Source organism: Rhizobium lusitanum (assembly GCF_014189535.1).
Classification (GTDB): domain Bacteria; phylum Pseudomonadota; class Alphaproteobacteria; order Rhizobiales; family Rhizobiaceae; genus Rhizobium; species Rhizobium lusitanum_C.
The window spans coordinates 1,674,055-1,699,815 of the sequence record NZ_CP050307.1 but is presented as its reverse complement, the minus strand read 5'-3'; the positions used below and the strand labels follow the sequence as shown (position 1 = coordinate 1,699,815).

Below are 25,761 nucleotides of genomic sequence, written 5' to 3'. Positions count from 1 at the left end.
CTTTCTTTTCTCAATCGCAGCCAGTCTATGCCTTGCGGCTGGCGCGGGCTCGTTCGGTGGCGTTCGTATCCGTATGGCAATCCACTGTTAAGACAACCCCGAAGAGATCGAGCGCTTCGGTCGATGTATAACGACCGAGCCGCACATCTTCTACAACGGCTTGCGGGTCGCGTGTCAACGGGTCGCCGTAGCCGCCGCCGCCCGGCGTGCCGACGCGCACGCGGTCGCCGGGTTTCAGCGCGATGTCCTGCGCTTTCGACAGATGCTCGGGCGTCATCGCTTCGCCGTCGCGCCAGACCGTAACGCTGTTGGTTCGTCCGTCGCTGCCACCAAGCGCGCCCTGCGGTCCAAAACGGCCGTGATCCATGACGAAGCTCGCGGTCGCCGCACCGCGCCTGAGTTCGATCTCGTAGTCGAGGCCGAAGCCGCCGCGATGCTTGCCGGCCCCGCCGGACCCTTCACGAAGGGCATAGCGATGATAAAGCACCGGGAATTGCTGCTCCATGATCTCGACCGGCGGTGCCTTGGAAATGCCGATGGTCGAGCAGCCATTGGCGAGCCCGTCATGATCGCTGTTGCCGCCATAGCCACCGCCGGAAATCTGGTACATGACATAGCCGCGCCCGCGCTCCGGATCATGTCCGCCGAGGGCGAAATTGCCGGAGCTTCCGGCGGGCGACGCTGTCACCCTATCCGGCAGCGCTTCGACCAGCGCCGCAAACACCGCTTCGGCGATACGCTGGCTGACTTCCGCAGCACAGCCGGAAACTGGGCGCGGATAATGGGCATCGAGGAAGGTTCCCTCAGGGGTCTTCACCTTCAATGGTTCGAAGGCGCCAGCGCTGATCGGAACATCCGGGAAGATATGGCGCATGGCGAGGTAGACGGAGGATAGCGTCGTCGCCAGCACAGAATTCATCGGCCCGGCGCAGGGCTTTGACGATCCCTCGAAATCGAAGGAAAGCTCGTCGCCTGTTGCTGTGATCGAAAGACGGATCTCGAGCGGTTCGTTGACCACGCCGTCGCTGTCGATATAGGCGACGGAGCGATAGGTGCCTTCCGGGATCAGCCGAATATTGGCGCGCATTTGCTCGGCCGCGCGGCGGCGCAGCTCGCCGATCGCTTGGCTGACGGTATCGTCGCCATAGCGTTCGAGAATGCGCACCAGCCGTTCCTGACCGACCAGGAGGGCGGCGGCTTGAGCCTTCACATCGCCGATGCGCTGCTCGGAAACGCGGATATTCGAGCAGATGATCGCATAGATCTCGGTGTCGAGCTTGCCTTCCTTGAACAGCCGGACGGGTGGCAGGCGCAGGCCTTCCTGTTCGACGGAGGTGGCCGAGGCCGAAAAGCCGCCGGGGACGGCGCCGCCCGTATCCGGCCAATGACCGGTGTTCGATAGCCAGCAAAAGATCTCGCCGTTGCGATAGACCGGCATGGCAAAGCGCACGTCCATCAGATGCGTGCCGCCGAGATAGGGATCGTTGACGATATAGATGTCGCCCGGCTTCGGCGCTGCCGCCTTGCCGGAGGCGATCATCTCGATCAGCGTACGCGTCGAATATTGCATGGTGCCGACGAAGACCGGCAGGCCGCCGGCGCCCTGGGCGATCAGCGAGCCGTCCTCTGCCGAATAGATGCCGTCGGAGCGATCGTTGGCCTCGGCGATGACGGGCGAGAAGGCGGCGCGGGAGAACGTCAGGTCCATTTCATCGCAGACTTGCTGCAGGCCGGATTGGATGACGCTGAGTGTGATGGGGTCGATGCTCATTGGCCGGCTCCGATCGTGATGATGATATTGCCGTCGTCGTCCTGGGTGGCGACGTCGCCGGGCTCGAGGATGATAGTCGTATCCATCTGCTCGATGATCGCCGGTCCCGGTATCGTTGCCTTGAGCGGCAGATGATCGCGCCAGTAGATCGGCGTTTCCCGCCAACCGTCGAACCAGACCGAGCGTGTGCCGGTCTGCGCTTCGGTAAGCGTTTTCTTACGTCCGGCCGCATCGATCAGCATGGACAGATCGATCTCCGTGCGCCGGCCGATCACCGAGGTGTTGACGTTGACGAGGCTGGCGCGGATCTCCGGAAGCTCGACATGGAAGCGGTTGAAATAGGCCTCCTCGAACCGAGCCTGCAATTCGGCGCGGGTCGGCATTGCGCTCGGCAGCGGCACCCGCAGCAGATGCGTCTGGCCGATGAACTGCATATCGACGGAGTAAATCTCCCGGATCTCGCGAATGGCGACCGCCTCCTTGCCGATCAGTCGGCGTCCTTCCGCCGACTGCTTTTCGAAGAGCGCGTGCACCGCGTCCATATCGGCGACATCGAGCGGGCGGTTGACCGTGTTGACGAAATCGTGCCGGAGATCGGCGACCACGCAGCCGAGCGCATTGGTGATCCCCGGACGCGACGGCGTCAGCACCCTTGGAATGCCAAGTTCCCGCGCGATCGCAGTCGCGTGCAGCGGGCCGGCACCACCAAAGGAGAACAGCGCGAAATCGCGCGGATCCTCGCCAAGGCTGACCGAGACCATGCGCACGGCGTCGGCCATACGGGCATTCGCAATACGGATGACGGCAGCGGCGGCCGCCGTGGCGTCAAGCCCGAGTGGCCGACCGAGCTTTTCCTCGAACAGGTCGCGGATGCCGTCGATGGAGATGCCGCCGGGAACCGAGTTGAGCCTGGAGGGGTTGAGACGGCCGAGCAGCAGGTTGGCGTCGGAGATGGTCGGCGTGGTGCCGCCACGACCATAGCAGATTGGCCCCGGCATGGCGCCGGCACTTTCCGGGCCGACCTGCAGGAGGCCTGCGGCGGTGACCTTGGCGATCGAGCCGCCGCCGGCGCCGACGGTGCGCACATCGACCATCGGCACATGGATCGGCATGGCATATTCGATCTCGATCTCGTTGGAGACCGCCGGTTCGGCGTTACGGATCAGCGCGACGTCGGTCGATGTGCCGCCCATGTCATACGTGATAAGGTTGGGGATGCCGGCACGCCGGCCGGTATAGGCGGCGGCCATGACGCCCGAGGCGGGGCCGGACATCACCGTCTTTGCTGCTTCCTTGGCGACGTGGCGCGCGGACACCATGCCGCCATTGCCGTTCATGACGAGAACGTCGTGCCTGTAGCCTTTGGTGGCGAGCTGGTCGGCGAGACGCTCGATATAGCGCGCCAGGAGCGGCTGCACCGACGCATTGACGGCAGCCGTCACGCCGCGCTCGAACTCGCGGCTTTCGGACAGAAGCGCATGGCCGAGCGTGATGTTGTCGTTCGGCCAGATCTCGGCGGCGATTTCGCCGGCGCGCAATTCATGTGCCGGATTGGCATAGGCATGCAGGAAGTGGATGACCAGCGACTCGCAATTCGTATCCACCAAAGCTTTCAAGGCAATGCGGAGCGCGTCTTCGTCGAGGGGTATCAGCACGTTGCCGGCGGCATCCATGCGCTCGGGAACCTCGAGCCTTAGGTCGCGCGGGATGATCGGGCGAAACTCGCCCTTCATGCCGTAGGGGTTCGGGCGCGTGCGCCGGCCGAGTTCCAGCACGTCGCGAAAGCCACGGGTGGTAATCAGGCCCGTTCGGCAAAGGTTGCGTTCGAGGACGGCATTCGTGGTGGTCGTGGTACCGTGCACGATCAGGTCGAGCGCCGCGACATCGGCTTCCGCCGCGTCCAGCGCATTGAGGACGCCGAAAGCCTGATTGTCGAGCGTGGTCGGCGTCTTGGCGAGACGGACCTTGCCGGAGATCGTGTCGAAGAGCACGAGATCGGTAAATGTGCCGCCGACATCGATACCCGCGACCTGCGATTGTTCAAGTGTCGGGCTCGATGGTTCATTCGAAGAAGGCTGAGTCACGACTGTTCCCATTATTGTTTGCATACAAATGAATTTACGGACCTGATCGATTGCCTGTCAAGCGCGAGCGTCCCCTAGCGCAGGCCATCCTTGCCTTCGACTTCGGAGGTCTTCAACCCGCCGACACGGGCAAGCGGTCGGCCGCTATCCGTGACAGCGACGGCCACCATGATTTCCGCCGGACGCGGCGCGTCAGCGAGGCTCACTTCCATCCCGTCGAAATGCGACCGTACATAAGCGGCATCCTTGTGCCCGAGCGGAATATCGAGAGGCCGGCCGGGGCCGCCGCGCTTCTTCGAGGAGGGCACCAATGCCGCTCCCTTTTCCACGGCCTCGCGCAGCGGCTTTCCGAGCGATGGATGTAGCAGGGCGGCCGCATGTTCCAGCTCGCCATCCTCGCCGACCAGCGCCGCCTTGCCGTAGCTTTCGGCCTGCGCCGGCGAAATCCCGAGTGCTTCGACGCATTTGCGGCCAAGCAGGCCGCCGAGTTCCGCGCCGATCTCGATCAGAGGCGTCAGGTCCTCGACGTAGCGGCCGGCGAAAGGATTGGCGATGACGGCGACGGCGGCAGCCTTGCGCGTCGGCGGCGAGATGGTTTGACCCATCTCGCTCAGCGTCTCCTCGACGAAGACGGTGATCTTGCGGATCTCGGCGCTCAACGCAGGCCGTCCTCGCCCTTGATGTCCTCAGACTTGAGGCCGCCGCTACGCGCATGGACGCGCGGACCGGTGGTCATCACCAGCACGACCGCCATCTCGTTGGCGCGCGGACCATCCGGCACGCCGACTTCGATGGAGTCGAAATGGCTTCGAACATAGGAGGCGTTGATATGGGTGACCGGTACGTCGAGCCGCGTGCCGGGGCCGCCGACCTTCTTCGATGAGGGGACGATCGCCTTGGCGCCGCCCAGCACTTCGCGCATGGCGTAGCCGCCCGGCGCATGCCAAAGCGCGCCATGCTCCAGTTCGCCGGCCTGACCGACGATGATGCCCTTGCCGTATCCCTCGACAATGGTGGGGTCGCCGCCGAGTGCCGCGACCAGTCGGTTTGCCATGTCGAGGCCGAGCGGCTCCAGATCCTTCATGAAACCGGTGATTTCCTCATGATAGCTGCCCGCGAACGGGTTTTCGATGACGGCGACGATCGCTCCCCGCTTCAGCGGCTTTTCGACGGGCTTGCCGCCTTCATGATAAATTTCCTCGATGATGGTGAGGAACTTGCGGATCTTGACGTCAGGCATTGGAAAACCGCTCCATGGATTGATCGATTGAAAGAGATGAGGCTGCAAAGTGGCTCAGCTGCGGACGGCATGGCGAGCAGGCCTTGGTTCGCGAGAAAGAGGCCGGCGCGATCGATGAGGCCGAGCGCGATGAAATGCTCCGCTTTGGCAAGGCCACGGGAAAGCGCCATGTCGATTTCCGCATCGGTCAGGGGCCCGCAGCCGGTGACAACCAGGCGTTCGCCGAGATCGCTGTCGTCGACGACGTCGATGGCGCGTGCCCGGCTGATGGCGGCATGGCCGGGGAGATCGACGGCATTGGCAACAAGCGTGACCGCCGCGTCGGCCGCCGCCGCATTCGTCGCCAATACGGTCACGGAGTCGGCAATCCCCATCGACAGGCTGCGCCCGCCGCGTCCGCTGGTGGCGATGCCGCGCGTGGGACTGGAGGCACGCAGCGCGAAATCGCCGAGCGAAGCGCCGTCTTCGCGGGCCATACGGACACGATACTCAGCATCGCCTTCAAGATGGACGGCAATGTCGCCGCCATTGTTGACATAGGCGCGGTGAGGGCGGTCGTCCTTGTCGAAGCCTGCCAGCATCGAGGCCAGGATTTCGTCGGCAACGGCACCGGCGACGGCGGCCATCGGCGTGATGAAATGGTCAGCGGCAAAGGGCCGGACCGCGGCGACCATGCGTCGGGCGACCGAGCCCGTAAGCATCGGGCTGCCAATTTCGGCGGGTGTGCGGAGCAGGGGCAGTTCGCTCACCAATTCGTCGAGGACAGTCTGGAAACGGGCAATGGCAGCCGCGAAAGCACGAGCGCGCCGTTCGGCTTCGCCCTTGTGGGCAGCGCCGCCGTCATCGACGCCGATGACGAGATCGATCGGCCCGTGCTGCAAATGCAGCCGGCCGTTCGGATCACCACCATCGAGATATCGGGCAACAGGCCGCGACATGCTATCGCTCCTTTGCCGTCAGGCGCCCCACCGGAAGTTTCGGCTTTCCGTCGGCCACGGGCCACGACCGATCGGTGTGACCTTGCGCTCGGCCAGTTCAAGTGCCTGCTCGATCGGCATGACGGCCTCCATATGGCCGCCGAGCGCGCGGTAGTCATCGAGCCGCATAGTGAATTCGATTGGCGCAACGAGCGCTGGCGTCGGCACATAGCCGAAGGCGTTGCTGGGCATTTGCGTGACGTCGGCCATGACGGTGATGCCACCGCCCGGCCAGACATAGGCTGGAACGCCGCCACAGGAAACATGGGTCAGCGCCTCCTTGACGGAGCGCGTCAGGCGGACGGGGTTCGTGGTGACGCCGGCGCGCAGGCTGCCGCCAGCGCCGCCGATGAAGAGGACCGAGGTCAGCGCCGGTTCGCAGTTTTCGGCGATGATCTCGACCGATTCCTGCAGGGCTGCTGGGAGGATTATCTGCAGCTCCGGCCGCAGATTGTCGTCGAGAATATAGTAGCCATACTGCTCGCCGGTGGTCGACACCATCAGCATGCGCATGCCCGGCCAGGCGGTCTTGGGGTCGAAATCACCGAGGATGGTCAAGGGATCGGAAATGTTGGTGCCGCCCCAGCCAATGCCGGGTTCGGCCACCTGGAAATAACGGCCGGGCGTCGAGCGCCGGCCTTTGATGCGAATACCGGTGGCCGGCACATCGAGCAGGCGTCCGGCCTGGTGTTCGGAGAGCACGCCGGTGATATGGTCGTCGACGACGACGACCTCATCGACATGGCCCATCCACTGCTTGGCGAACATGCCGATCGTCGCCGAGCCGCAGCCGACGCGCATGCGGCTTTCCTCGACATCGTTGATAACAGGTGCAGCACCTGCCTTGATGGTCAGGTTGACCCCACCGTCGACCTGCATGTCGACGGATTCGCCATTACAGAGTCTCAATAGGGCGTCGCAGGTAATGCGGCCTTCCTTTTGGGAGCCGCCAGTCAAGTGATGCACGCCACCGAGTGACAGCATCTGCGAACCGTATTCGCCGGTTGTGACATGGCCGATCGCTTCGCCGTCGACCCGCACGGTTGCCGTTTCCGAGCCGAGAAACCGGTCGGTGTCGATCTTCACCTTGGCGCCGCAATAGCTGAAGATGCCTTCGGTGACGACGGTCACCATGTCGACGCCGTTTTCCTGCTGCGAGACGATGAAGGGTGCCGGCTTGTAGTCGGGATAGGTTGTTCCGGCGCCGACGGCCGTGACGAAGCTTCTGGTGGCGTGGACGATGTCGCCGTCCCATTCGCTCTCGCCCGGCTGGGCCAGGAACGGCACGACATTGCCGCCTTCGGAAATGGTGTTTTCGATGATCGTCAGCGGATCGACGCGGATCAGCTCGCCGCCGACATTGGCGTAGCGATCGCAGGCGCCGGAGCGACCATCGGAGATATAGCACATGACGGGACAGGCATCGCAGCGTATCTTGCCGTTTGCGACGCTTTCCACGCGTTGCTTGACCATGGCACTCTCCATTTTAACGCGGCCGCTCGTCCGGTGGTGCTGCCATCAGCCCATGGACAGATATTTGACCGTCATTGTTCCCATTTTTCATTTGTATGCGAATGAGTATCAGCCCGTCTATCGGTCCTGTCAAGCGACGGCGGGGAGGTCTGATAAAAATGCTGTCGCCGGAACAGATGCGCGTCGTCACGGCCATCGATTGATCCGGTTCTTAAGGAGCTGCGGCGTTGACAAATGCGGTCTTCAAAGTAGAGGCTTGGGACCTCGAGCGTTTACATCAACACACAATGACGCTCTAATCTTTTGAAACTAGAACAGCTTATCGATGTTGCAACCATATGCGCAGATCCGGGGCGGGACAAATGCAGAAATCGCGTGAAGACAGACAATCCGCCGCGCCCGAATATCATGTCGATCGGCAGGTCGGGTTCTTTCTCCGGCAGGCCAACCAGCGGCATGTGGCAATCTTTACCAACGCCATCGGCGACAAGCTGACGACGACGCAATGGTCGGCGCTTTCGAAGCTCAAGGAAATCCAGCCCTGCTCGCAGAACCAACTCGGGCGCGAAACGGCGATGGATGTCGCGACCGTCAAAGGGGTCGTGGATCGCCTGGTCAAGCGCGGTTTCGTCGCGACCGCGCCGGACCAGAATGACGGCCGCCGGGTTGTGTTGTCGCTGACCGAAGACGGCCTCGCGGTCATTGCCGCGAATGTTGGCGCGGCGCTTGTGGCGACCGAGGGAACATTGGCGCCGCTCACCTCAGGTGAGCGGATGATGTTCCTCGAGCTGCTGCAAAAAATCTGCTGAACTGCGGCTCTCAAGCCCTCGATTCCCTCTTTCTGCCGTCGGCGATGACGAAACATTGTCTGGTTCGCGCAAGGAATGGATTGCGCAGTAAAATTCATTCGTGTACAAATGAATATGAGCGACCAAGGCGAGGGAAGACGGATGAGCTTGTCAACGGAAGAAGCAGTCATCATTGACGGTCAGCAGGCAGGTTCCGCGCCGGCCTTTCCGATCCCCGCCAATGTCTTTGTCCAGACGGTGACCGAGGTCCGGCATTTCACCGACCGGCTGTTCAAGTTCCGCATCACGCGGCCGGCGGAATTCCGTTTCCGTTCGGGCGAGTTCATCATGATCGGCCTGCCGAATGCCGAAAAGCCGGTCTTTCGCGCCTACTCGATCGCCAGCCCCTTCTGGGACGAGGAGATCGAATTCTATTCCATTAAGGTTCCGGACGGCCCGTTGACGGAACATCTGCAGAAAATCGTGCCCGGCGACACCGTGCTGATGCGCAAGAAGCCGACCGGCACGCTGGTACTGGATGCGCTGATCCCGGGCAAGCGGCTCTATCTTCTATCGACCGGCACCGGCGTTGCGCCTTTCGCAAGCCTGATCCGCGATCCGGAAACCTATGAGAAATTCGAGGAAATCGTCCTCATCCAGACCTGCCGTGACGTGGAAGAGCTCACCTATATTACGCAGATGGTGGAGACGCTGAAGGATGATCCGTTGATCGGCGAGCTCGTCGGCGAACGGCTGCGCCTGCATACGACGACGACGCGCGAACCCTTTGCGCGCATGGGCCGGATCACCGATCTTCTGACCAGCGGCAAGTTCTTTGAAGAGACCGGCCTGCCGCGCATCAATCCGGATGAGGATCGCGGTATGATCTGCGGTTCGGCGGCGATGCTGAAGGATACCAAAGCTGTTCTGGAATCCTTCGGTCTTATCGAAGGCGCCAACAATGCGCCGGCGACCTTCGTCATCGAGCGCGCTTTCGTCGGCTGAACCTTCGATCAGTTCCGCCGTCGCGCATTCATTGCACTTCAATCCATCGGCTGGACGGCGCGAGCGCGTTCGATCGCAGCGCCAAGATCCTGCCATGCAGGCTTGTCGGGGGCAAAGCGGGCGCGCAGATAGGCGGCGAGGTCGGTCAACTGGCGATCACTCAGGCTTTCGCCATAAGCCGGCATGGACATGATCTCGGCGGCATCTGCGCCCGCCTTCTGGGCAAGTAGCGCCGGCGCTTCCGCTCCGTGCATCATCGTCAGCAGGACATTGTCGGGCCTATCGGCGTGCAGGCTGCTATTGAAGGCGAGCGATCCGAGCGGTGAAGTCTCGGTGTGACAGGCTGAACAGGCACCCTCGAACAGTCGCGCTCCTACCGGCGCTATCCGTGCCGCCGTTGCTTCCGCCGCCTTCGTGTTGGCGAGTGCGGTTGTCTGATGTGCCGTAGCACCCTCTTCAGTCTGCCCGGAGAAGCTTGCCAGATACGTCGCCATGGCCTGAATATCGCTGTCTGGAAGCGGAGCAAGCGCCTTGACGACTGCGCCCATCGGCCCGCCGGCACTGCCGTGGCCCTTGGCCGTACCGGTACGCAGATAGTCGTAGAGCGCCGTCTGGCTCCAGCCGACGGGGGCGAGACCGGCACCGTTCAGCGCCGGCGCATCCCAGCCCTCCGCGAGGCCGCCCGCAAGATGGAAGTCGCCTTTCTTTTCCGCGCCGAGTGCATTGCGCGGCGTGTGGCAGGCGCCGCAATGGCCGAGTGTTTCGACGAGATAGGCGCCACGGTTCCAGCCTTCACTCTTCGTTGCATCCGCCGGCACCGTCCGTCCGCCCGCAAAAAGCATATTCCAGCCGGCCAGCAAGGGCCGGATGTTGAAGGGGAAGCGCAAGGCATTCTCCGGAGCCTTTGCGTCAGAAGGTGTCTGCGTCATCAGGAACGCATAGAGTGCCTGGAGATCCGCGTCGGTAGCGCCGGCAAAGGAGGGGTAAGGATGGACCGGATAGAGATGCTTTCCATCCCGGCGCACGCCTTGGCGCATTGCCCGTTCGAAAGCCGGATAGGACCAGGCGCCGATGCCGTTTTCAGCGTCGGGGGTGATATTCGTGGCGTGGACCACGCCGAACGGCGTGTCGAAGGCACGGCCACCGGCAAAGGGGGGTCCCGTCTGGTCCGGTGTGACAGACATTGCAGGCGCCGGCTGCTGCTGCCAGGCGTCCGCGCTCTATCGTGGCGGCGCTGTAGGTGCCGGGGTCCGGCCGTGTGATCTCCGGATAAGCGCCGCGCCAAGGCGAGGCGGCGAGAATGCCGCCGGCAAGCACGCCTGCGACAACGCCGCCCATGCCTGCGAGCGTCGATCCACGCCGCCACCATGGTTTTTTGACTGGGGCTGGCGGAGCGAGTGCTAGATGTGTTTCGCCAAGCGCGGCGAGCACGCGCTCCGGCGTCAGCGGCAACTCGCGGAACCGGATGCCGGTGGCGTCGAAGACGGCATTGACGATGGCAGCGGCCGACGGGACCGAGGCGGATTCGCCGGCGCCGCGCGGCTCTTCATCCTGCCGCAGCAACATGAGGACATCAATCTCAGGCACTTCCGGGAAGGTGATGATCGGGTAGCCGCCCCATTCGGCGCTCTCGACCGCGGTGCTGGAGAAATCGACCTTCTCCTTCAGCACGCGGCTGGTGGACTGGATGACATTGCCGTGGATCTGGTGTCGCACGCCATCCGGATTGATCATCATGCCGGAATCCTGGCCGACGGTCACGCGCGTGACCGCGATCTCGCCGGTCTTGCGGTTGACGGCGACATCGGCGACCCAGGCCGACCAGGCGGCCGGTGTTCCTGGGAACTTGCCGTGCACATAGAGCGCGTAAGCAAAACCCCTGCCATAGAGAAGGTCGCCTTCGCCGCCCATCGTTCCCGGCGCAGTGCGCGGCGTCCAGCCGGCACGTTCGGTGACTGCATGGACCAGATCGACCGCCCTCGGATCCTTCAGATAGCGCAGCCGGTATTCGACGGGGTCGACCTTGGCCGCGAAGGCGAGCTCGTCGATATAGCTTTCATGTGCAAAGCTGTTCGGCATGGCCGAAACGCCGCGAAACCATGAGGCCCGCGCGATCGGCGGCATGTCCTGCACGGCGATACGCATATTGCTGAAGGCATAGGGCGGGATCGCCGTGCGGTCGCCCATCTCCGCCACCGTCGCAACGTTCGAGGCTCTGCCGGTCAGGATCAGGGCAAGCGTCGGCGACAGGTTCGACGGATAGCGCGTCTCGAAATCGTAAGCCGCTGGCCCGCCTTCGAGATCGAGCCCGCCGCGCACGTCGATCACCTGCGCGGCCCCCTTCGGCTCCCAGCCATGCTCCTGTTCGCGGGTGAGCTGCACACGCACCGGGCGGCCGACCGCGCGCGACAAAAGGGCCGCGTCGGCGGTCACATCGTCGGCGCAATTGCGCCCATAACAGCCGGCCGCCTCCAGCCGCTCGACGAGAACTGCCTCTTCCGGCATGTCGAGCAGAAGCGCCAGATCGCGGCGCATCGGATAGGGGTTTTGCGTTCCCGACCAGACGATCAGCCGCTCCGGGCGCCAATCGGCGACGGCGCAGGACGGGCCGATGGAGCCGTGCATCTGATAGGGCCAGACGTAGCTGCGGTCGAAACGCGGCGACGCGCCTTCGAGCGCGCGTTCGACATCACCCTGATCGGCAAGAATGCGCTTTTGGGCCGGATTGTCGCGCAGCGCCTGTTCCGGATTGTTGAGATCGGGCAGGAGCGGCGGATCGCGCCAGACGACCTCGAGCCGGCGCGCTGCCTCGGCGGCATTCTCCTCGCGCGTAGCGACGACTCCGACGAAATCGCCGATCGCCACCACCCCGACCAGACCGGGGATATCGGCGATCGAGGCTTCGTTGACTGAGATCAGGCTGTGGCCGACATGCGAGCCTTGGTCGAAGCCGACATAGGGCGGGCGGACCACACGGCCATGCAGCATGTCGGGCACGCGGACATCATGGACATAGGTCCACTGTCCCGTCGCCTTGGCGGCGATGTCGTTGCGCGGCTGCGGCTTGCCGACGATCCTGTAATTCTCTACCGGCTTGATCGGCGCGGTAACATCGATGGCGATCCGTTCATGGCCCCCGGCGATCAACTCACCAAAGGTGACTGACCAGTTGGCCGATGTTTCCGGGTGAATGACGCCTTCCTCAATCGAGAGCGTCTGTGCCGGGACACCGTATCGGAGGGCGGCCTGATCGAGAAGCCAGCGCCGCGCGGTTGCCGCAGCGTGGCGCAGCGGGATCGCCGTCACCTGGATCGTTTCGCTGGCGATCGTCGCGCCCTGATCGGGTGCCGCCGTCGTGCTGCCGAGCACCATATGGACTCGTTCGAAAGGCAGGTCGAGCTCTTCGGCGACGATCTGTGCTAGAGCCGTGCGGATGCCGGTGCCGAGATCGACATGGCCGTTGAAGGCACTGGCGGTCCCATCGGGATGAAGGGCAAGGAAAATGTCGGGCTGGGGCGCGTCGCCAGGCTTGACCACCAGCAGGATTTCATCCGCTTCCAGATAGCTGGCGCGGGGCGTCTCTAGCGGCGCGGTCATGGTGCATCCTCCACGATTGCCGAGGAGGGGAGAGCGGTCATCAGTTCACTGGCACGGCGGGCAGCCGCGAGGATCTCGATATGCGTGCCGCAGCGACAGAGATGGTGCTTCAGGGCCGAGCGAATGGTGGTCTCATCCGGATTTGCGTTGCGAAGAAGCAGGGCGGTGGTCGCGATGATCATGCCGTTCAGGCAATAACCGCATTGCGCGGCCTGTTTCTCGATGAAGGCCTGCTGCACCGGATGCAGCCTGTCCTCGGTGCCGAGACCCTCGAGGGTGACGATGGCGCGTCCTTCGGCGGCGGCGGCCGATATCGTACAGGCGCGCACGGCACGCTTGCCGATCAGCACCGCGCAGGCGCCGCATTCGCCGAGGCCGCATCCGAATTTCGGCCCGTTGAGACCGAGATCGTTGCGCAGGATGTAGAGGAGTGGCGTTTCGGGGGACAGGTCGAGCGTGTGGCGGTGCCCATTGACATCAAGAGCGATCGGACGAGTCTTCACCACGTCTCCCTTCCCGTCGCAAGCGCGATGGAATGGATCGTCATCTCCCGAGATGGCGGGAGGCGATGCGAAACCGAGCAGTTGCTGCCGCACTTTGTCAAGATAGTCATCGCTCTGTTCCCAAGGGTCTTAATCGCCCTTCGTTTGTATACGAATGATTGCCGCGGGGCGGCTATCTGTCAATGGGCAGAGCTTGAAAACTATTTACGGAGACATCGCGGTATTTTCGGCGCGCAACGCCTATTGGTCCAGCTTTTGGAAAACCTCGGAGAGGAGGTTGGAAAGATCGGCCGCTTCCTTCTGGCCCAATATGTTCATCACGTCTTGCTGGGCCTTCGTGCTGAGGCCCTGTAGTGTCAGAAAAATTTCCTTGCCCTTGTTAGAGCGGAAAATGAGGACCTTGCGCCGGTCCTTGGCGTCGGGAGCGCGATAGACGTCGGAAGACGCGACCATTTTGTCGATGATCTTGGTGAGGGTCGGCGAATCGACGAAAACCCTGGCTGCCAGCTCTCCCATCGACATGCCGTCATGTTCGTCGAGTGCTTCCAGGATCCTGTATTGTTCTATGGATAGGCCAACCGGTCTCAGATGTGCCTCCATGGCCTGTTCGAGCTTGCGGTTGACGCCGCATATGAGGCGCGTCAGTTGCACTTGGTTGATCCTCGCGTGCATATGTTCATTTTCAATATTTTCCTTTCCATATAAATTTTCAAGCCCAAATGATCAAGCCGTCGACCGGCCATTATGCTTAACAACTGAGCATCGAGCCCCGTCATTTTTTGTGCACAATCGGCGTCGTCGCCCTTCAGGGGGCCCAAATCAGGCCGCTTGCAGTGGTCGACGACAGTCCGAAGGGTGCAAAAGGCCAGTCGGGAACGGTTGGCACATTTCCTGCTTTCATAAAGCCTTGGCGAAGCGAAGAAGATGAAAGGCAAAGGTCTTGCTCACGATTCGGCTTGGTCTGCTCACTCCACAAAGTGGTTCGGCGGGATTATGGGCGCCGTCTGCGGAGGCTTGCGGTCGCTTGGCGGTTGACGAGCTCAACCGTGCGAGCGGGATCTTGCGTCGGCCCGTGGAGCTTTCGGTTATCGATGCCGGACAGACAAGCGAAACGGCGGGCCGTGCGGCCGCGAACGCTATCCGCTTTGACGGCGTTCATGGAATCATCGGCATGCTGCCGAGCTACGCACGCGAGGCCGTCGCCGCCGCGACCAATGACACGGTGCCGTTTGTCTATACCCCGCAATTTGAAGGCTTTGCGCCAGAGCGGCAGGTCATGACCACCGGAGAAACGGCCGACGAACTCCTCGCTCCGGCGATTAACTGGCTTTCGGAGAAAAAGGGCGCCCGCCGTTATTTTCTGTGCGGCAATGATTACGTCTGGCCGCGCTCGAGCCTGTCCATCGCGCGGAAACTTATCCATCGCGCAGGCGGCGTCGTGACGGGGGAAGGCTTTGTTCCCGTCGGCGTGCACGACTATGATGAAATCCTGGATCGCATCAAGACGACGCGCGCGGATGTTGTCCTTCCCTACTTCCTCGGTTCCGACGCCATCGTTTTCAACAGGGCCTTTTGTGCGGCGGGCCTGGGTCCCAGCGTCTTGCGCTTCACCTCGGCAATCGACGAGACGATCGTCTATGGCCTCGCGCCGCACGAGACGGAAAATCTCTACGTTAGCTCGGCCTATTTTTCATCGATCAGGTCCCGTAACAACGGCGCCTTCCTGGAGCGCTATCATATGGCCTATGGCGAAAACCCGCCGCCGGCCAACGCCTTCGGACAATCCTGCTACGAAGGCATCTATTCCCTGGCCGCCCTTGTCGAGGAGGCCGGTGGATTCGATGCCAGACAGCTCGCGCGCCTCTACGGACGCATCGTACAACAACGCACCGCCCGCGGCAGCGAGCCGAAAGCAGTGGTCGGCGGGCGCCATCCCGTGCATGTCGCGCGCCTGGACGGCTACGACTTTAAGATTCTCGCCGGCGTATAAAATAACTTGATTTTTCAAATATTGCGGATTTAACTATCCCCGCCATAAGCAACAAGGGGAACTCTTCTATGCACCTGTCTCGCCGCCGCTTTCTGCATCGCTCCGCACTCGCCTCCGCCACGCTTCTCACCGCCCCCATGATCCTTCGTCATTCGGCCCTCGGTGCAGACAACCCCATCCTGATCGGTAGCCTGCACGACCAATCCGGCCCGATCGCGGCATCCGGCGTACCGATGGTGCATGCGCTTCAACTGGCGGCCGATGAGATCAACGCGGCAGGCGGCCTTATTGGCCGGCCGGTCAAGATCGTGCATTACGACACGCAGTCGAACATCCAGATGTATTCGCAATATGCCCAGCAACTGGCCTTGAAGGACAAGGTTGCGGTTGTCCATGGCGGGATCACCTCGGCCTCGCGCGAGGCCGTGCGCCCGACCTTCGACCGCTTCAAGGTACTCTATTTCTACAATGTGCTTTATGAGGGTGGCGTCTGCGACCGCAATACATTCTGCACAGGCACGACGCCGGCGCAGACCGTCGAAAAACTGGTGCCCGCAGCCATGAAGAAGGCCGGCAAGAAGGTCTATATCATCGCCGCCGACTACAATTACGGTCAGATCACCGCGAAGTGGATGACCAAATATGTCAAGGACAATGGCGGCGAGGTCGCTTCGATCGACTTCTTCCCGCTCGATGTCACTAATTTCGGCCCGACCATTTCCAAGATCCAGGCGGCCAAGCCCGATCTCATCCTGTCGGCTCTCGTCGGCGGCAACCACACCGCCTTTTATCGGCAGTGGACCTCGGCGGGGATGAAGGGACAGATCCCGATCGCCTCCACCACCTTCGGCCTCGTCAACGAGCCGACGACGCTGGACGCGGCGGAAAGCGAGAACATCCTGGGCGCCTATGGTTATTTCGAGGAACTCGATACGCCCGCGAGCAAAAGCTTCGTCGAGAAGATCAAGAAGGCCCATCCAGATACGCCCTATATCAGCGAGCTTGCCGCGGCCACCTATGAAGGGGCGCAGCTCTGGGCCGAAGGCGTGCGCAAGGCCGGCAGCATCGACCGTGCCAAGGTCGTCGACGCGCTGGAATCCGGCCTCTCCTTCGCCGGGCCGACCGGCACCGCTACCCTTGATCACGCCACCCATCACACCACGCGCAATGCCTTCCTCGCAGAGGTCAAGGATCGCAAGTGGAGCGTTCTCGAGAGCTTCCCGGACGTCAAGCCGCTCGACACCGCCAGCGTCTGCGATTTGGTGAAGAACCCGGCCGACAACAAGCAATACGTCATCAGCTTCTAAAACCCGCCGGCGGATTGCGCGGCAACACCTGCGCAATCCGCAGTCTTCGCGAGAAAGGAGCTCGATTTTGGATATCTACATCATAGTGGCGCTCGACGTCATTAACGGCACGGCCTCTTTGTTCCTCCTATGCCTGGGATTGGCGATCATCTTCGGGATGATGAAGATCATCAATCTGGCGCATGGCGAGTTCATCATGCTCGGCGCCTATGCCACGGTTATTTCCGCCAATGCGGGCGTCAATATCTGGATCGCGATGCTGGTCGTAGCACCGCTTTTCGTCGGGCTGGTCGGGCTCGTCGTCGAGCGCTGCCTGATCCGTTTCCTCTATGGACGGCTGGTCGATTCCATGCTGGCGACCTGGGGATTGAGCCTGCTGATCATCGGCATCGTCACGACGATCTTCGGTAACACCATCCAGGGCGTGCCCACGCCGCTCGGCGGCTTCTCCATCGGCGCCTACCGGTCGAGCTACTACACGCTGTTCCTGCTGGCGATGGCCATCATCATGATGGCGCTGGTCTACGCCGTCATGCGCTACACACGGTTCGGCCTGATCGCGCGCGCCACCATGCAGAACCCGGCCATGGCCAACACGCTTGGCGTCAATCCGGCCCGCGTCTACATGACGACCTTCGCGGCGGGAGCGGCCATTACCGGTCTGGCCGGCGGCCTGCTGGCGCCGGTCTCGGGCGTTACGCCGGTCATGGGCGGCGCCTATGTCGCCAAAGCCTTCATCACGGTTGTCGGCGGCGGCGCGGCAATCCTGTCCGGGACGCTTTCGGCAGCGACCCTGTTCGGCGCCATCAACCAGATCGGCGCCTATCTCACCACCCCCGTCTATGGCGAAGTCATCGTCTTCACTTCCGCCATCATCCTGATCCGGCTGCTGCCCCAGGGCATTTCCGGGCGCTTTTTCAAGGGGAACCTTTGATGACGCCGCGTCTTCGCCTGATTGCCCAGACCCTGGCCGTTCTCGTCGCCATTGTCGCCGTCGCCATTGCCCCCCGGCCAGCTCGAACTCTTTACATTGATGCAGTTCACGCTGTTTGCCGCCATGGCGGTGCTGTCGCTCAGCCTTGCCTTCATCTGGGGTTTCGGCGGCATCCTGTCTTTTGGCCAGACGGCCTTCTTCGGGCTGGGCGGGTACGCCTATGCAATCTCCGCCATTAACTTCCAGGATTCCACGCAAGGCATCATGCTGGCGGTGTTCATTCCTGCGGTGTTTTCGGCGCTGCTCGGCTACTTCGTGTTCTACGGACGGATCTCCGATGTCTATCTCGGGGTCATCACCCTGACGGTGACGCTGATCCTGTTCAATGTCATCAACTCGACGTCGGGAGACGAGTATCACATCGGGACGGCGATGCTGGGCGGCTTCAACGGCATCCCGGCGGTGCCGACCTTCAACATGCCCTTCGATCCCTCGACCCCGTTGTCGCCGGAACAATCATGGTGGGCGACGGGCGGGGCGCTGATTGCCGTCTATCTCCTGTTGCGCCTCATTCTGGCGAGCCCATTCGGCCGCGTCGTGGTCGCCGTCCGGGAAAACGAGGTCCGCGCCTCCTTGCTGGGATATGATCCCCGGCTGATCAAGCTGGTGACCTTCGTGATCGGCGGCGCGGTCGCCGGATTGGCTGGCGCCCTCTATGTCAATTGGGGCGCCTTCGTCGGGCCGACGATTTTCAGCCTGTCGCTGTCGGCCGAGATCATCATCTGGATCACCATCGGCGGTCTTGGCACCCTGCTAGGCCCGATCATCGGCTGCATATTGATTGAATATGCCGTTGCCGCCATCGGCTCGCAGCAGGCCCTGAATTCGAACCTCGTTCTGGGTGCGGTTCTCATTTTCTTCGTGCTGCTGCTGCCCAAAGGATTGGTGCCGACCGTCCGCGACCTTCTGTTGCGTCTCGTCCCGAAGATCGAGCCGAGATCGGTAAAACCAGCGCAGGCATCCTCCACCCAGCCTGTGGGAGCCAAGTGACATGCCCGAGCCCACTTTGCTTCTCAAGACAGAAAATCTGACCATGCGCTTCGGCGGCGTCGTCGCCAATGACGACATCAACTTTACGCTGGAGGAGATGGAACTACGCTGCCTGATCGGCCCGAACGGAGCCGGAAAGAGCACTTTCTTCAAGTCGCTCACCGGCCAGCAGACGCCAACATCGGGGACGATCGCCTTCCGGGGGCAGCCGATCGCGGGAAAGCTCCCGCATGAAATCGCCCGCATGGGGATCGGCATCAAGACGCAGGTTCCGAGCGTCTTCAACGGGTTGAGCGTCCGCGAAAACATCTGGATGGCGGCCCGCCGAAAAGCGACCCCGAGGGGGCTCGCGCCGATGGTGGAGAGCGTGCTTTCCCTGATCCGGTTGAGCGACTTTGCCGACAGGGTCGTCGCGACATTGTCGCACGGCCAGCGCCAATGGGTCGAGATCGGCATGGTGCTCGCCGCCGAGCCGGACCTCATCCTGCTCGACGAGCCCGCCGCTGGTATGACGGACGAAGAGACGCTCAGAACCGCGGAGATCATCCGCGACATCAACCAGTCGCGCGCCATCATTGTCGTCGAGCACGACATGGCTTTCATCAAGCTGATCGCCAAGAAGGTCACGGTCTTTCACCAGGGCAAGGTGCTGGTGGAAGACACGATCGACCGCGTACTTGCTGATCAGAGGGTTCGGGACATCTACCTCGGAAAGAAGGTGGTCGCATGACACAGCTTCTCAACGTGAAGGACCTGCGATCCGGCTATGGGCGGATTCCGATCCTCGCAGGCGTCGACATGGCCATGGAGGAGGGCGAGTATCTCGGCATCCTTGGTCATAACGGCATGGGCAAGACGACGCTGATGCGGACTCTTATGGGGCATCTGCCCGCCACCGCCGGCACGGTGGAATTCTCGGGCCGCAACGTGACGGGGATGAAACCTTTCGAGCGGTCGAGGCTCGGCATGGGGCTGGTGCCGCAGGGGCGCGAAATCTTTCCGGAGCTTTCCGTCTATGAAAATCTGCGGATGGGGCTTGTGGCGGCCCGGAAGGAGGACCGATCGATCATCGATACCGTTCTTCAGGATTTTCCGCGTCTCGTGCGCCTGCTCGACCGTCGCGGCGGGGCGCTTTCCGGCGGTGAACAACAGCTTCTGGCGCTTGCCCGCTGCCTGTGCACCAAGCCTAGGCTCATCCTCCTCGACGAGCCGACCGAGGGTATCCAGCCATCGATCATCGAGGAAATCATCGAGACGCTGATTGCGCTGAAGAGCCGCTGGAAATTGTCGCTGATCGTCGTCGAGCAGAACCTCGAATTCATCACCTCGCTGTCCGACCGGATCCTGCATATCCAGAAGGGACGCATCACCGGTGAAATCGATCGGGATGCCATCCTGTCCGGGGAGGTAGGCATGGCCCCCGTCTAGTTTACCGGAGCCGCCTCGGCTCTGTTCCCACTGAAAATCCGACCTGAAACGCTTGTCTTCACAAGAAAGGATGACGCATGTCCATTACCCGTCCAACCGTCGCCGATGTCGTCGAGCTGGCCTCCAGCCTGCACATGAATATGTCCGCCGAGGAGGCCGCCAGCTATCACTCTTTGATGGGCGGCATGTTCGATGCCTATGATGTGGTCGACTCGCTGCCCAATCCCCTGCCACCGGCCAAATATCCGCGCACTCCGGGCTATAAGCCTGGCTTGGAGGAGAACAAATATGGAGCCTGGGCCTACAAGAGCGAGGTGAAGGGCGCTTCCGAAGGCAAGCTCAAGGGACGAACCGTCGCCCTCAAGGACAATGTCGCGCTCGCCGGCGTTCCGATGATGAACGGGTCCACTACGCTAGAAGGCTTCGTGCCGGCGGCCGACGCGACCATCGTTACGCGCATGCTCGATGCCGGCGCGACCATCGTCGGCAAGGCGGTCTGCGAGCACTTTTGCCTCTCCGGCGGCAGCCATACCTCCGATCCAGGCCCGGTGCATAACCCGCATCGCATGGGCTATTCGGCTGGTGGTTCTTCCTCGGGCAGCGCGGCACTGGTGGCGGCCGGCGAAGTGGACATGGCAATCGGCGGCGATCAGGGCGGCTCGATCCGGATTCCGTCCTCCTATTGCGGCATTTACGGCATGAAGGCCACGCATGGTCTCGTTCCCTATACCGGCGTCATGCCGATCGAATCGACCATCGACCATACCGGGCCGATGACCGCGACGGTCGCCGACAATGCTCTGCTGCTGGAAGTGCTTGCCGGTGCCGACGGCTTCGATCCGCGCCAATATGCGCCAAAGGTTTCGGCCTATACCGAGGCCCTGGGCAAGGGCGTCAAGGGTCTGAAGATCGGCTTGCTGAAGGAAGGCTTTGTCGCGCCGAACATGCAGGACGCGGTTGCCGACAAGGTGCGGGCAGGTGCCGAACGTCTGGCCGGTCTCGGCGCCGAGATTTCCGAGGTCTCGATCCCGGATCATCTCAATGCGCTTGCGGCCTGGAACCCGATCACGCTGGAAGGCTTCATGGTGCAGATGATGCACGGCAATGGCATGGGCTTCAACTGGAAGGGACTCTACGACGTCGGTCTGCTGGATGCGCATTCGTCCTGGCGGAACCGGGCCGACGATCTGTCGAAGACCCTCAAGCTGTGCATGCTGGTTGGTCAGTGGGGGCTTACTCACTACCGTGGCCGTTACTATGCGAAGTCCCGCAACATCGCCATCGCGGCAAAGGCTGCCTATGACGCGGTCTTCGGTGAATATGATCTGCTGCTGATGCCGACCCTGCCTTGCGTGGCAACGAAACTGCCCGAGAAGGATGCGCCGCTGTCCGAGATCATCGAGCGCGCCTTCGAGATGACCGCTTCCACCAGCCCGTTCGACGTCACCGGCCATCCGGCCATGTCCATACCCTGCGGCCTCGCCAACGGGTTGCCCGTTGGGCTGATGCTGATCGCCAAGGACTACGATGAGAGCACGATCTATCGTGCGGCCAGCGCGTTTGAGGCAGACGGCGACTGGAGGTCGTTCTGATGCACACCATCAGCGCGATCATCCGGGTCAAGGCCGGGCAGGAGGCGACCATGCGCGACGCCCTGATGGCGGTCGCCTCGCATGTGGCCATGAATGAGCCGGAAACTCTCGGTTTCTTCATTTCCCAGAGCGAGGACGATCCGTGCCTGTTCACCACCTATGAACGCTTCACGGATCGCGCCGCCATGGATCGCCACAATGGTTCGGATGCGGTGGGTGTGTTTTTTGCCATCGCAAGCCCGATCCTGGATGGGCCTGTGACGCTGGTGACAGCGCTCGAGGCATCGGCGAAAGCCTGATTTAGACAATGCCCTGGTGTCGCGCTCGCCGGCGCCAGGGCAACGCATGGCTATGTGCCGATTTTCCAACGAAAGAACGGGATGATGTTCGATACGATCATTATCGGTGCGGGCTCAGCCGGCTGCGTGGCGGCCCATCGCCTGAGCGCGGATGCGAAGCGAAAGGTTCTGGTGCTGGAGGCTGGGCGGGATGCGCCGATTGCCTCCGATATCCCGTCCGACTGGGTGACGATGTTCAACACGAGCGCCGACTGGGGCTACTATACCGAACCGCAGCCCGGCTGCCGGGGCCGTCGCATCTTCTGGCCGCGCGGCAAAATGGTCGGTGGGTCCGGCGCGCTCAATGCGATGATCTATATACGCGGCTTGCCGTCAGATTATAACGCCTGGCAGGAGATGGGCTGCATCGGTTGGGGGTGGAAGGACGTATTTCCGACCTTCCTTGCGGCCGAGAACAATGCCGATTTCCAGGCCGACCCCTATCACGGCAATGAAGGGCCGCTTCACGTTGCCAACGTGCCCTATGTCGATAGGCACGAGCGTCTCTGGCTCGAAGCCGCCCAGGCGGCAGGTTTTGCGTTCAACCCGGACTTCAATGGTGAGAGCCAGGAGGGGGCGGGGCTCTTCCAGTTCACGATCAAGAATGGCGAGCGATGGGGGACCGGCAAGGCCTATCTGCGCCCCGTGCTTGAACGACCGAACCTGACTTTGAAAAAGGCGTTCTCGTCACTGGCCTGATCATCGAAAAGGGCCGCGTCATCGGCGTGAACTACCTGGTCAACGGTATTCCTGAGACATCCCATGCGGAGAGCGAGGTCGTCATGGCGGCCGGTGCCATCGGGACATGCCAGATCATGATGCTGTCCGGGATTGGCCCGGCCACGGAACTGGAAATGGCTGGCGTCACACCGGTTCACGATCTCCCCGGCGTCGGCAAGGATCTGCAGGACCACCTCAATATCCCGATATCCTTCTATGCCAAGGAGCCGATGGGGATCGGGGCGTGGACGGAGGAAACCCTCGAAGACAGTTTTGCGGAGTGGCGTGATCATCGAAGCGGCATCCGCACCTCGCCATGGGTGGCGGCGGGTGCTCATGTCTGCAGCCGAGAAGGCGTCGAGCCCGACCTCCAGCTCTATGGCGCCATCAGCCCGCATCGCGACTATGCCCGTTTTCTCGGCGGCCGTTCCGGCATCACCGCTCATTGCGTTCTGCAGCGGCCGAACAGCCGGGGTGAGATCAGGCTGCGCTCGGCCGATCCCACGGAGCATCCGGCGATCGATCCGAAATACTTCGTCTCCGATCCCGGCGGGACCGACCTTGCGACCATGATCGCCGGCGTGCGGATCAACCGCGATATCCTCGCCCAATCGCCGATGAGGGAGCTCATCGACTATGAGCTGTCGCCGAGTGCGGAATGCGAGACCGATGCCGAGATCGCCGATTATGTCCGTGGGCACATGACGACGCTCTATCATCCCTCCAGCACCTGCCGAATGGGCGTCGACAGGCTCGCCGTGACCGATCCCGTCACCATGAAGGTACATGGCCTTGAAGGTCTGCACGTCGCCGATGCCTCCGCCATTCCAAAAATGGTGTCCGGCAATCTCAACGCGCCGACGATCATGCTTGCCGAGCGTGCCTGCCAGAAAATACTTGCTGCTTGAGGAGAACGAAAATGACCGCTGTTTCCATCAATACGACATGGCATCAAAAAGCCGAAAAACTGAAGCCCGAGGGAGGGTTGTTCATCGACGGCACGCTCCTGCCGGCAAGATCCGGCAAGCTGTTCGAAAGCATCAACCCAGCCAACGGCGCGACAATCGCCGAAGTGGCGCAGGGCGATGCCGCTGATATCGATCGCGCCGTCGCATCCGGCCTGAAGGCCTTTAAGTCTGGTGTCTGGTCGCGAAAGGCGCCGCGCGAGCGCATGGCTGTGATGCTGCGCTTTGCCGATCTCATCGAGGCGCATCGCGAGGAATTTGCCCTGATCGATACGATGGACATGGGCAAGCCGATCAGCGAGATGCTGAACGTCGACATTCCGTTGGCAGTCCTTTGCTTCCGGTTTACCGCCGAATGCATCGACAAGGTACAGGGAAGCGTGGGCGCCACGTCCCCTGATATCCTTTCCTATGTGCTGCGCCAGCCGCTCGGGGTCGTCGGGTGCATCGTGCCCTGGAACTATCCGTTGCTGATGACCTCGTGGAAAATCGCGCCCGCGCTGTCGGCCGGCAATTCGGTGGTGCTGAAGCCGGCCGAACAATCGCCGCTGTCGGCTGTTCTTCTCGCGCGCCTCTTCGTCGAAGCGGGAGGCCCCGAGGGCGTGCTCAACGTCGTCAACGGCTTCGGACCGGAGGCGGGCAAGGCACTCGCGCTTCATCGTGACGTCGAGAAGATCGCGTTTACCGGCTCGGTCGAGGTCGGCAAGTTGATGATGGTCTATTCCGGCCAGTCGAACCTCAAGAAAGTCTCGACCGAATGCGGCGGCAAATCTCCGCATGTCATCATGGCCGACGCCGCCGATCTTGAGGCGGCTGCCTCCTGGGCAGCCATGGGCATTTTCGGGAACCAGGGCGAGGTCTGCTGCGCCGGGTCGCGCATCCTCGTGGAACGCAAGATCCTCAAGGACTTCACCGATATCTTCCGCGAAAAGGCCGAATTGGGCTATCGACCGGGCGATCCGCTGAACCCTGATACCAGCATGGGGCCGCTGGTGGATTTCGGCCAGCAGAAGCGAGTGTTGAACTATATCGGCATCGGCAAGCAGGCCGGCGCGGAATGCGTGCTCGGCGGCGGCATTCCGGCAGGGCTGGAAAAGGGCGCCTTCGTTTCGCCGACGATCTTCACCGGCGTCAACAACCAGATGGCCATCGCCCGCGAAGAGATCTTCGGCCCCGTCGCCAGCATCATTGCTTTCGATGGCTTTGAGGAGGCGGTTTCAATTGCCAACGACACCAGCTTCGGTCTCGCCGCCGGCATCTGGACCTCGGATCTTGGCAAGGCGCACCGTTTCGCTCGCGATGTGGAGGCCGGGATGGTCTATATCAACAGCTATATGACCGGCGACATGCAGCTTCCCTTCGGTGGCTGGAAGGAAAGCGGCAACGGTCGCGACAAATGCATGGATGCGCTCACGTCCTACACCCAGACCAAGGGCGTCTGGGCGACGATCGGGTAAGCGCATAGTTACCGACGGCTCATCGACGTTTCCGCCTCATTTACATCTTGCCAGATGTGGAAGCGGAAACGTCCGGCTTTCACCCCGATGCGGAATTCACGATATTGCAAAGACCGGTTCGGACCGCATTGTTGGATGTAACCTGGCCGGCCTGAATATCGAATATCGCGTCGACGCGCACTCCAGCGCCCTTTTTGCGCGCGACCACTCTGAGGGTCTGAATTCTGCCGGACCCTGTAGTTTCCTGATAAGCGTCGATGGCTGAAAGTTCCCTGTCGATCTTGATGCCGGAAAATCCCTCTGCCGCAACAGCTTGGGCAAGCGTTTTCAGAACCGTTGCCGCCTTTGCCTTCGGAAGTTCCTGCCAGGTCTTGTAGCTGACAGCTGTGACCATCGGCACGCCGGTGGTCTTGAAATTGCTTTCGCACGATGCGGCTTCGACCACGCTGGCTGACATGGCGAAAGCGATCAGCATTCCAACAACTCGTTTCATATTCGCATCCCGAACGATTTTTCGAATTCGGGAATGTTGCAATAAATAC

Annotated in this window: 19 protein-coding genes and 3 pseudogenes; 12 read left to right on the top strand and 10 right to left on the bottom strand. The window is 62.0% G+C overall.

Annotation, left to right across the window (positions count from 1 at the left end):
* Positions 1 to 25 precede the first annotated feature (25 nt).
* The 6 genes from HB780_RS10910 to HB780_RS10885 form a co-directional block, all read right to left on the bottom strand.
* A complete protein-coding gene (locus HB780_RS10910; RefSeq protein WP_183687613.1) occupies positions 26 to 1,771 on the bottom strand; it encodes a hydantoinase B/oxoprolinase family protein in 1,746 nt (581 codons plus the stop codon).
* The gene (locus HB780_RS10905) at positions 1,768 to 3,867 is read right to left on the bottom strand and encodes a hydantoinase/oxoprolinase family protein (protein WP_183687612.1); all 2,100 of its coding nucleotides are present in this window, start codon (positions 3,865 to 3,867) and stop codon (positions 1,768 to 1,770) included. The genes HB780_RS10910 and HB780_RS10905 overlap by 4 nt, the downstream gene beginning before the upstream one ends.
* 62 nt (positions 3,868 to 3,929) lie before the next feature.
* Entirely contained in the window at positions 3,930 to 4,514 is a 585-nt protein-coding gene (locus tag HB780_RS10900) for an amino acid synthesis family protein (protein WP_183687610.1), read from the bottom strand.
* Complete coding sequence (locus HB780_RS10895; RefSeq protein ID WP_183687608.1) at positions 4,511 to 5,095, bottom strand: amino acid synthesis family protein; 585 nt, start codon at positions 5,093 to 5,095, stop codon at positions 4,511 to 4,513. Before HB780_RS10895 ends, HB780_RS10900 begins: the two co-directional genes overlap by 4 nt.
* Positions 5,011 to 6,033: a UPF0280 family protein gene (locus tag HB780_RS10890; RefSeq protein ID WP_183687606.1), complete on the bottom strand. Its 1,023-nt coding sequence runs from the start codon at positions 6,031 to 6,033 to the stop codon at positions 5,011 to 5,013. Before HB780_RS10890 ends, HB780_RS10895 begins: the two co-directional genes overlap by 85 nt.
* An 18-nt stretch (positions 6,034 to 6,051) precedes the next feature.
* The gene (locus HB780_RS10885; protein ID WP_183687604.1) at positions 6,052 to 7,545 is read right to left on the bottom strand and encodes a 6-hydroxynicotinate reductase; all 1,494 of its coding nucleotides are present in this window, start codon (positions 7,543 to 7,545) and stop codon (positions 6,052 to 6,054) included.
* A gap of 362 nt (positions 7,546 to 7,907) precedes the next feature.
* Between HB780_RS10885 and HB780_RS10880 the strand changes: the two genes are divergently transcribed.
* A complete protein-coding gene (locus HB780_RS10880; RefSeq protein ID WP_286202916.1) occupies positions 7,908 to 8,354 on the top strand; it encodes a MarR family winged helix-turn-helix transcriptional regulator in 447 nt (148 codons plus the stop codon).
* Between the two features lie 141 nt (positions 8,355 to 8,495).
* Positions 8,496 to 9,338 carry a ferredoxin--NADP reductase gene (locus tag HB780_RS10875; RefSeq protein ID WP_286202915.1) on the top strand — a complete coding sequence of 281 codons (843 nt, stop codon included), beginning with the start codon at positions 8,496 to 8,498 and terminating at the stop codon, positions 9,336 to 9,338.
* Between the two features lie 38 nt (positions 9,339 to 9,376).
* On the opposite strand, the pseudogene HB780_RS10870 reads toward HB780_RS10875, so the two are convergent.
* The 3 genes and pseudogenes from HB780_RS10870 to HB780_RS10860 form a co-directional block, all read right to left on the bottom strand.
* A pseudogene (locus tag HB780_RS10870) lies at positions 9,377 to 12,935 on the bottom strand (molybdopterin cofactor-binding domain-containing protein).
* On the bottom strand, positions 12,932 to 13,441 hold the full coding sequence (locus tag HB780_RS10865) for a (2Fe-2S)-binding protein (protein WP_183687600.1): 510 nt from the start codon (positions 13,439 to 13,441) through the stop codon (positions 12,932 to 12,934). Before HB780_RS10865 ends, HB780_RS10870 begins: the two are co-directional and overlap by 4 nt.
* Positions 13,442 to 13,678: 237 nt before the next feature.
* Positions 13,679 to 14,089, bottom strand: coding sequence for a MarR family winged helix-turn-helix transcriptional regulator (locus HB780_RS10860; protein ID WP_286202914.1), 411 nt, complete (start codon positions 14,087 to 14,089; stop codon positions 13,679 to 13,681).
* Positions 14,090 to 14,378: 289 nt separating this feature from the next.
* Between HB780_RS10860 and HB780_RS10855 the strand changes: the two genes are divergently transcribed.
* The 10 genes and pseudogenes from HB780_RS10855 (at position 14,379) to HB780_RS10810 (ending at position 25,219) form a co-directional block, all read left to right on the top strand.
* On the top strand, positions 14,379 to 15,428 hold the full coding sequence (locus HB780_RS10855) for a substrate-binding domain-containing protein (protein WP_183687596.1): 1,050 nt from the start codon (positions 14,379 to 14,381) through the stop codon (positions 15,426 to 15,428).
* Positions 15,429 to 15,496: 68 nt separating this feature from the next.
* On the top strand, positions 15,497 to 16,735 hold the full coding sequence (locus tag HB780_RS10850) for an urea ABC transporter substrate-binding protein (RefSeq protein ID WP_183687594.1): 1,239 nt from the start codon (positions 15,497 to 15,499) through the stop codon (positions 16,733 to 16,735).
* A 67-nt stretch (positions 16,736 to 16,802) separates the two neighbouring features.
* Positions 16,803 to 17,669 carry a branched-chain amino acid ABC transporter permease gene (locus tag HB780_RS10845; protein ID WP_183687592.1) on the top strand — a complete coding sequence of 289 codons (867 nt, stop codon included), beginning with the start codon at positions 16,803 to 16,805 and terminating at the stop codon, positions 17,667 to 17,669.
* A pseudogene (locus HB780_RS10840) lies at positions 17,669 to 18,719 on the top strand (ABC transporter permease subunit). Before HB780_RS10845 ends, HB780_RS10840 begins: the two are co-directional and overlap by 1 nt.
* 1 nt (position 18,720) lies before the next feature.
* Positions 18,721 to 19,449 (top strand): ATP-binding cassette domain-containing protein, encoded by a 729-nt coding sequence (locus HB780_RS10835; RefSeq protein ID WP_183687590.1) that lies wholly within the window; start codon positions 18,721 to 18,723, stop codon positions 19,447 to 19,449.
* Entirely contained in the window at positions 19,446 to 20,147 is a 702-nt protein-coding gene (locus HB780_RS10830; protein WP_183687588.1) for an ABC transporter ATP-binding protein, read from the top strand. Before HB780_RS10835 ends, HB780_RS10830 begins: the two co-directional genes overlap by 4 nt.
* A gap of 77 nt (positions 20,148 to 20,224) precedes the next feature.
* The gene (locus HB780_RS10825) at positions 20,225 to 21,739 is read left to right on the top strand and encodes an amidase (protein ID WP_183687586.1); all 1,515 of its coding nucleotides are present in this window, start codon (positions 20,225 to 20,227) and stop codon (positions 21,737 to 21,739) included.
* Positions 21,739 to 22,038 (top strand): putative quinol monooxygenase, encoded by a 300-nt coding sequence (locus HB780_RS10820; RefSeq protein ID WP_183687584.1) that lies wholly within the window; start codon positions 21,739 to 21,741, stop codon positions 22,036 to 22,038. Before HB780_RS10825 ends, HB780_RS10820 begins: the two co-directional genes overlap by 1 nt.
* Positions 22,039 to 22,122: 84 nt before the next feature.
* Positions 22,123 to 23,705: pseudogene (locus HB780_RS33490) on the top strand (GMC family oxidoreductase).
* An 11-nt stretch (positions 23,706 to 23,716) separates the two neighbouring features.
* Positions 23,717 to 25,219, top strand: a complete 1,503-nt coding sequence (locus HB780_RS10810) for an aldehyde dehydrogenase (RefSeq protein ID WP_183687582.1) — start codon at positions 23,717 to 23,719, stop codon at positions 25,217 to 25,219.
* Between the two features lie 79 nt (positions 25,220 to 25,298).
* Here HB780_RS10810 and HB780_RS10805 read toward each other — a convergent pair whose 3' ends face one another.
* The gene (locus tag HB780_RS10805) at positions 25,299 to 25,712 is read right to left on the bottom strand and encodes a hypothetical protein (protein WP_183689691.1); all 414 of its coding nucleotides are present in this window, start codon (positions 25,710 to 25,712) and stop codon (positions 25,299 to 25,301) included.
* Positions 25,713 to 25,761 lie beyond the last annotated feature (49 nt).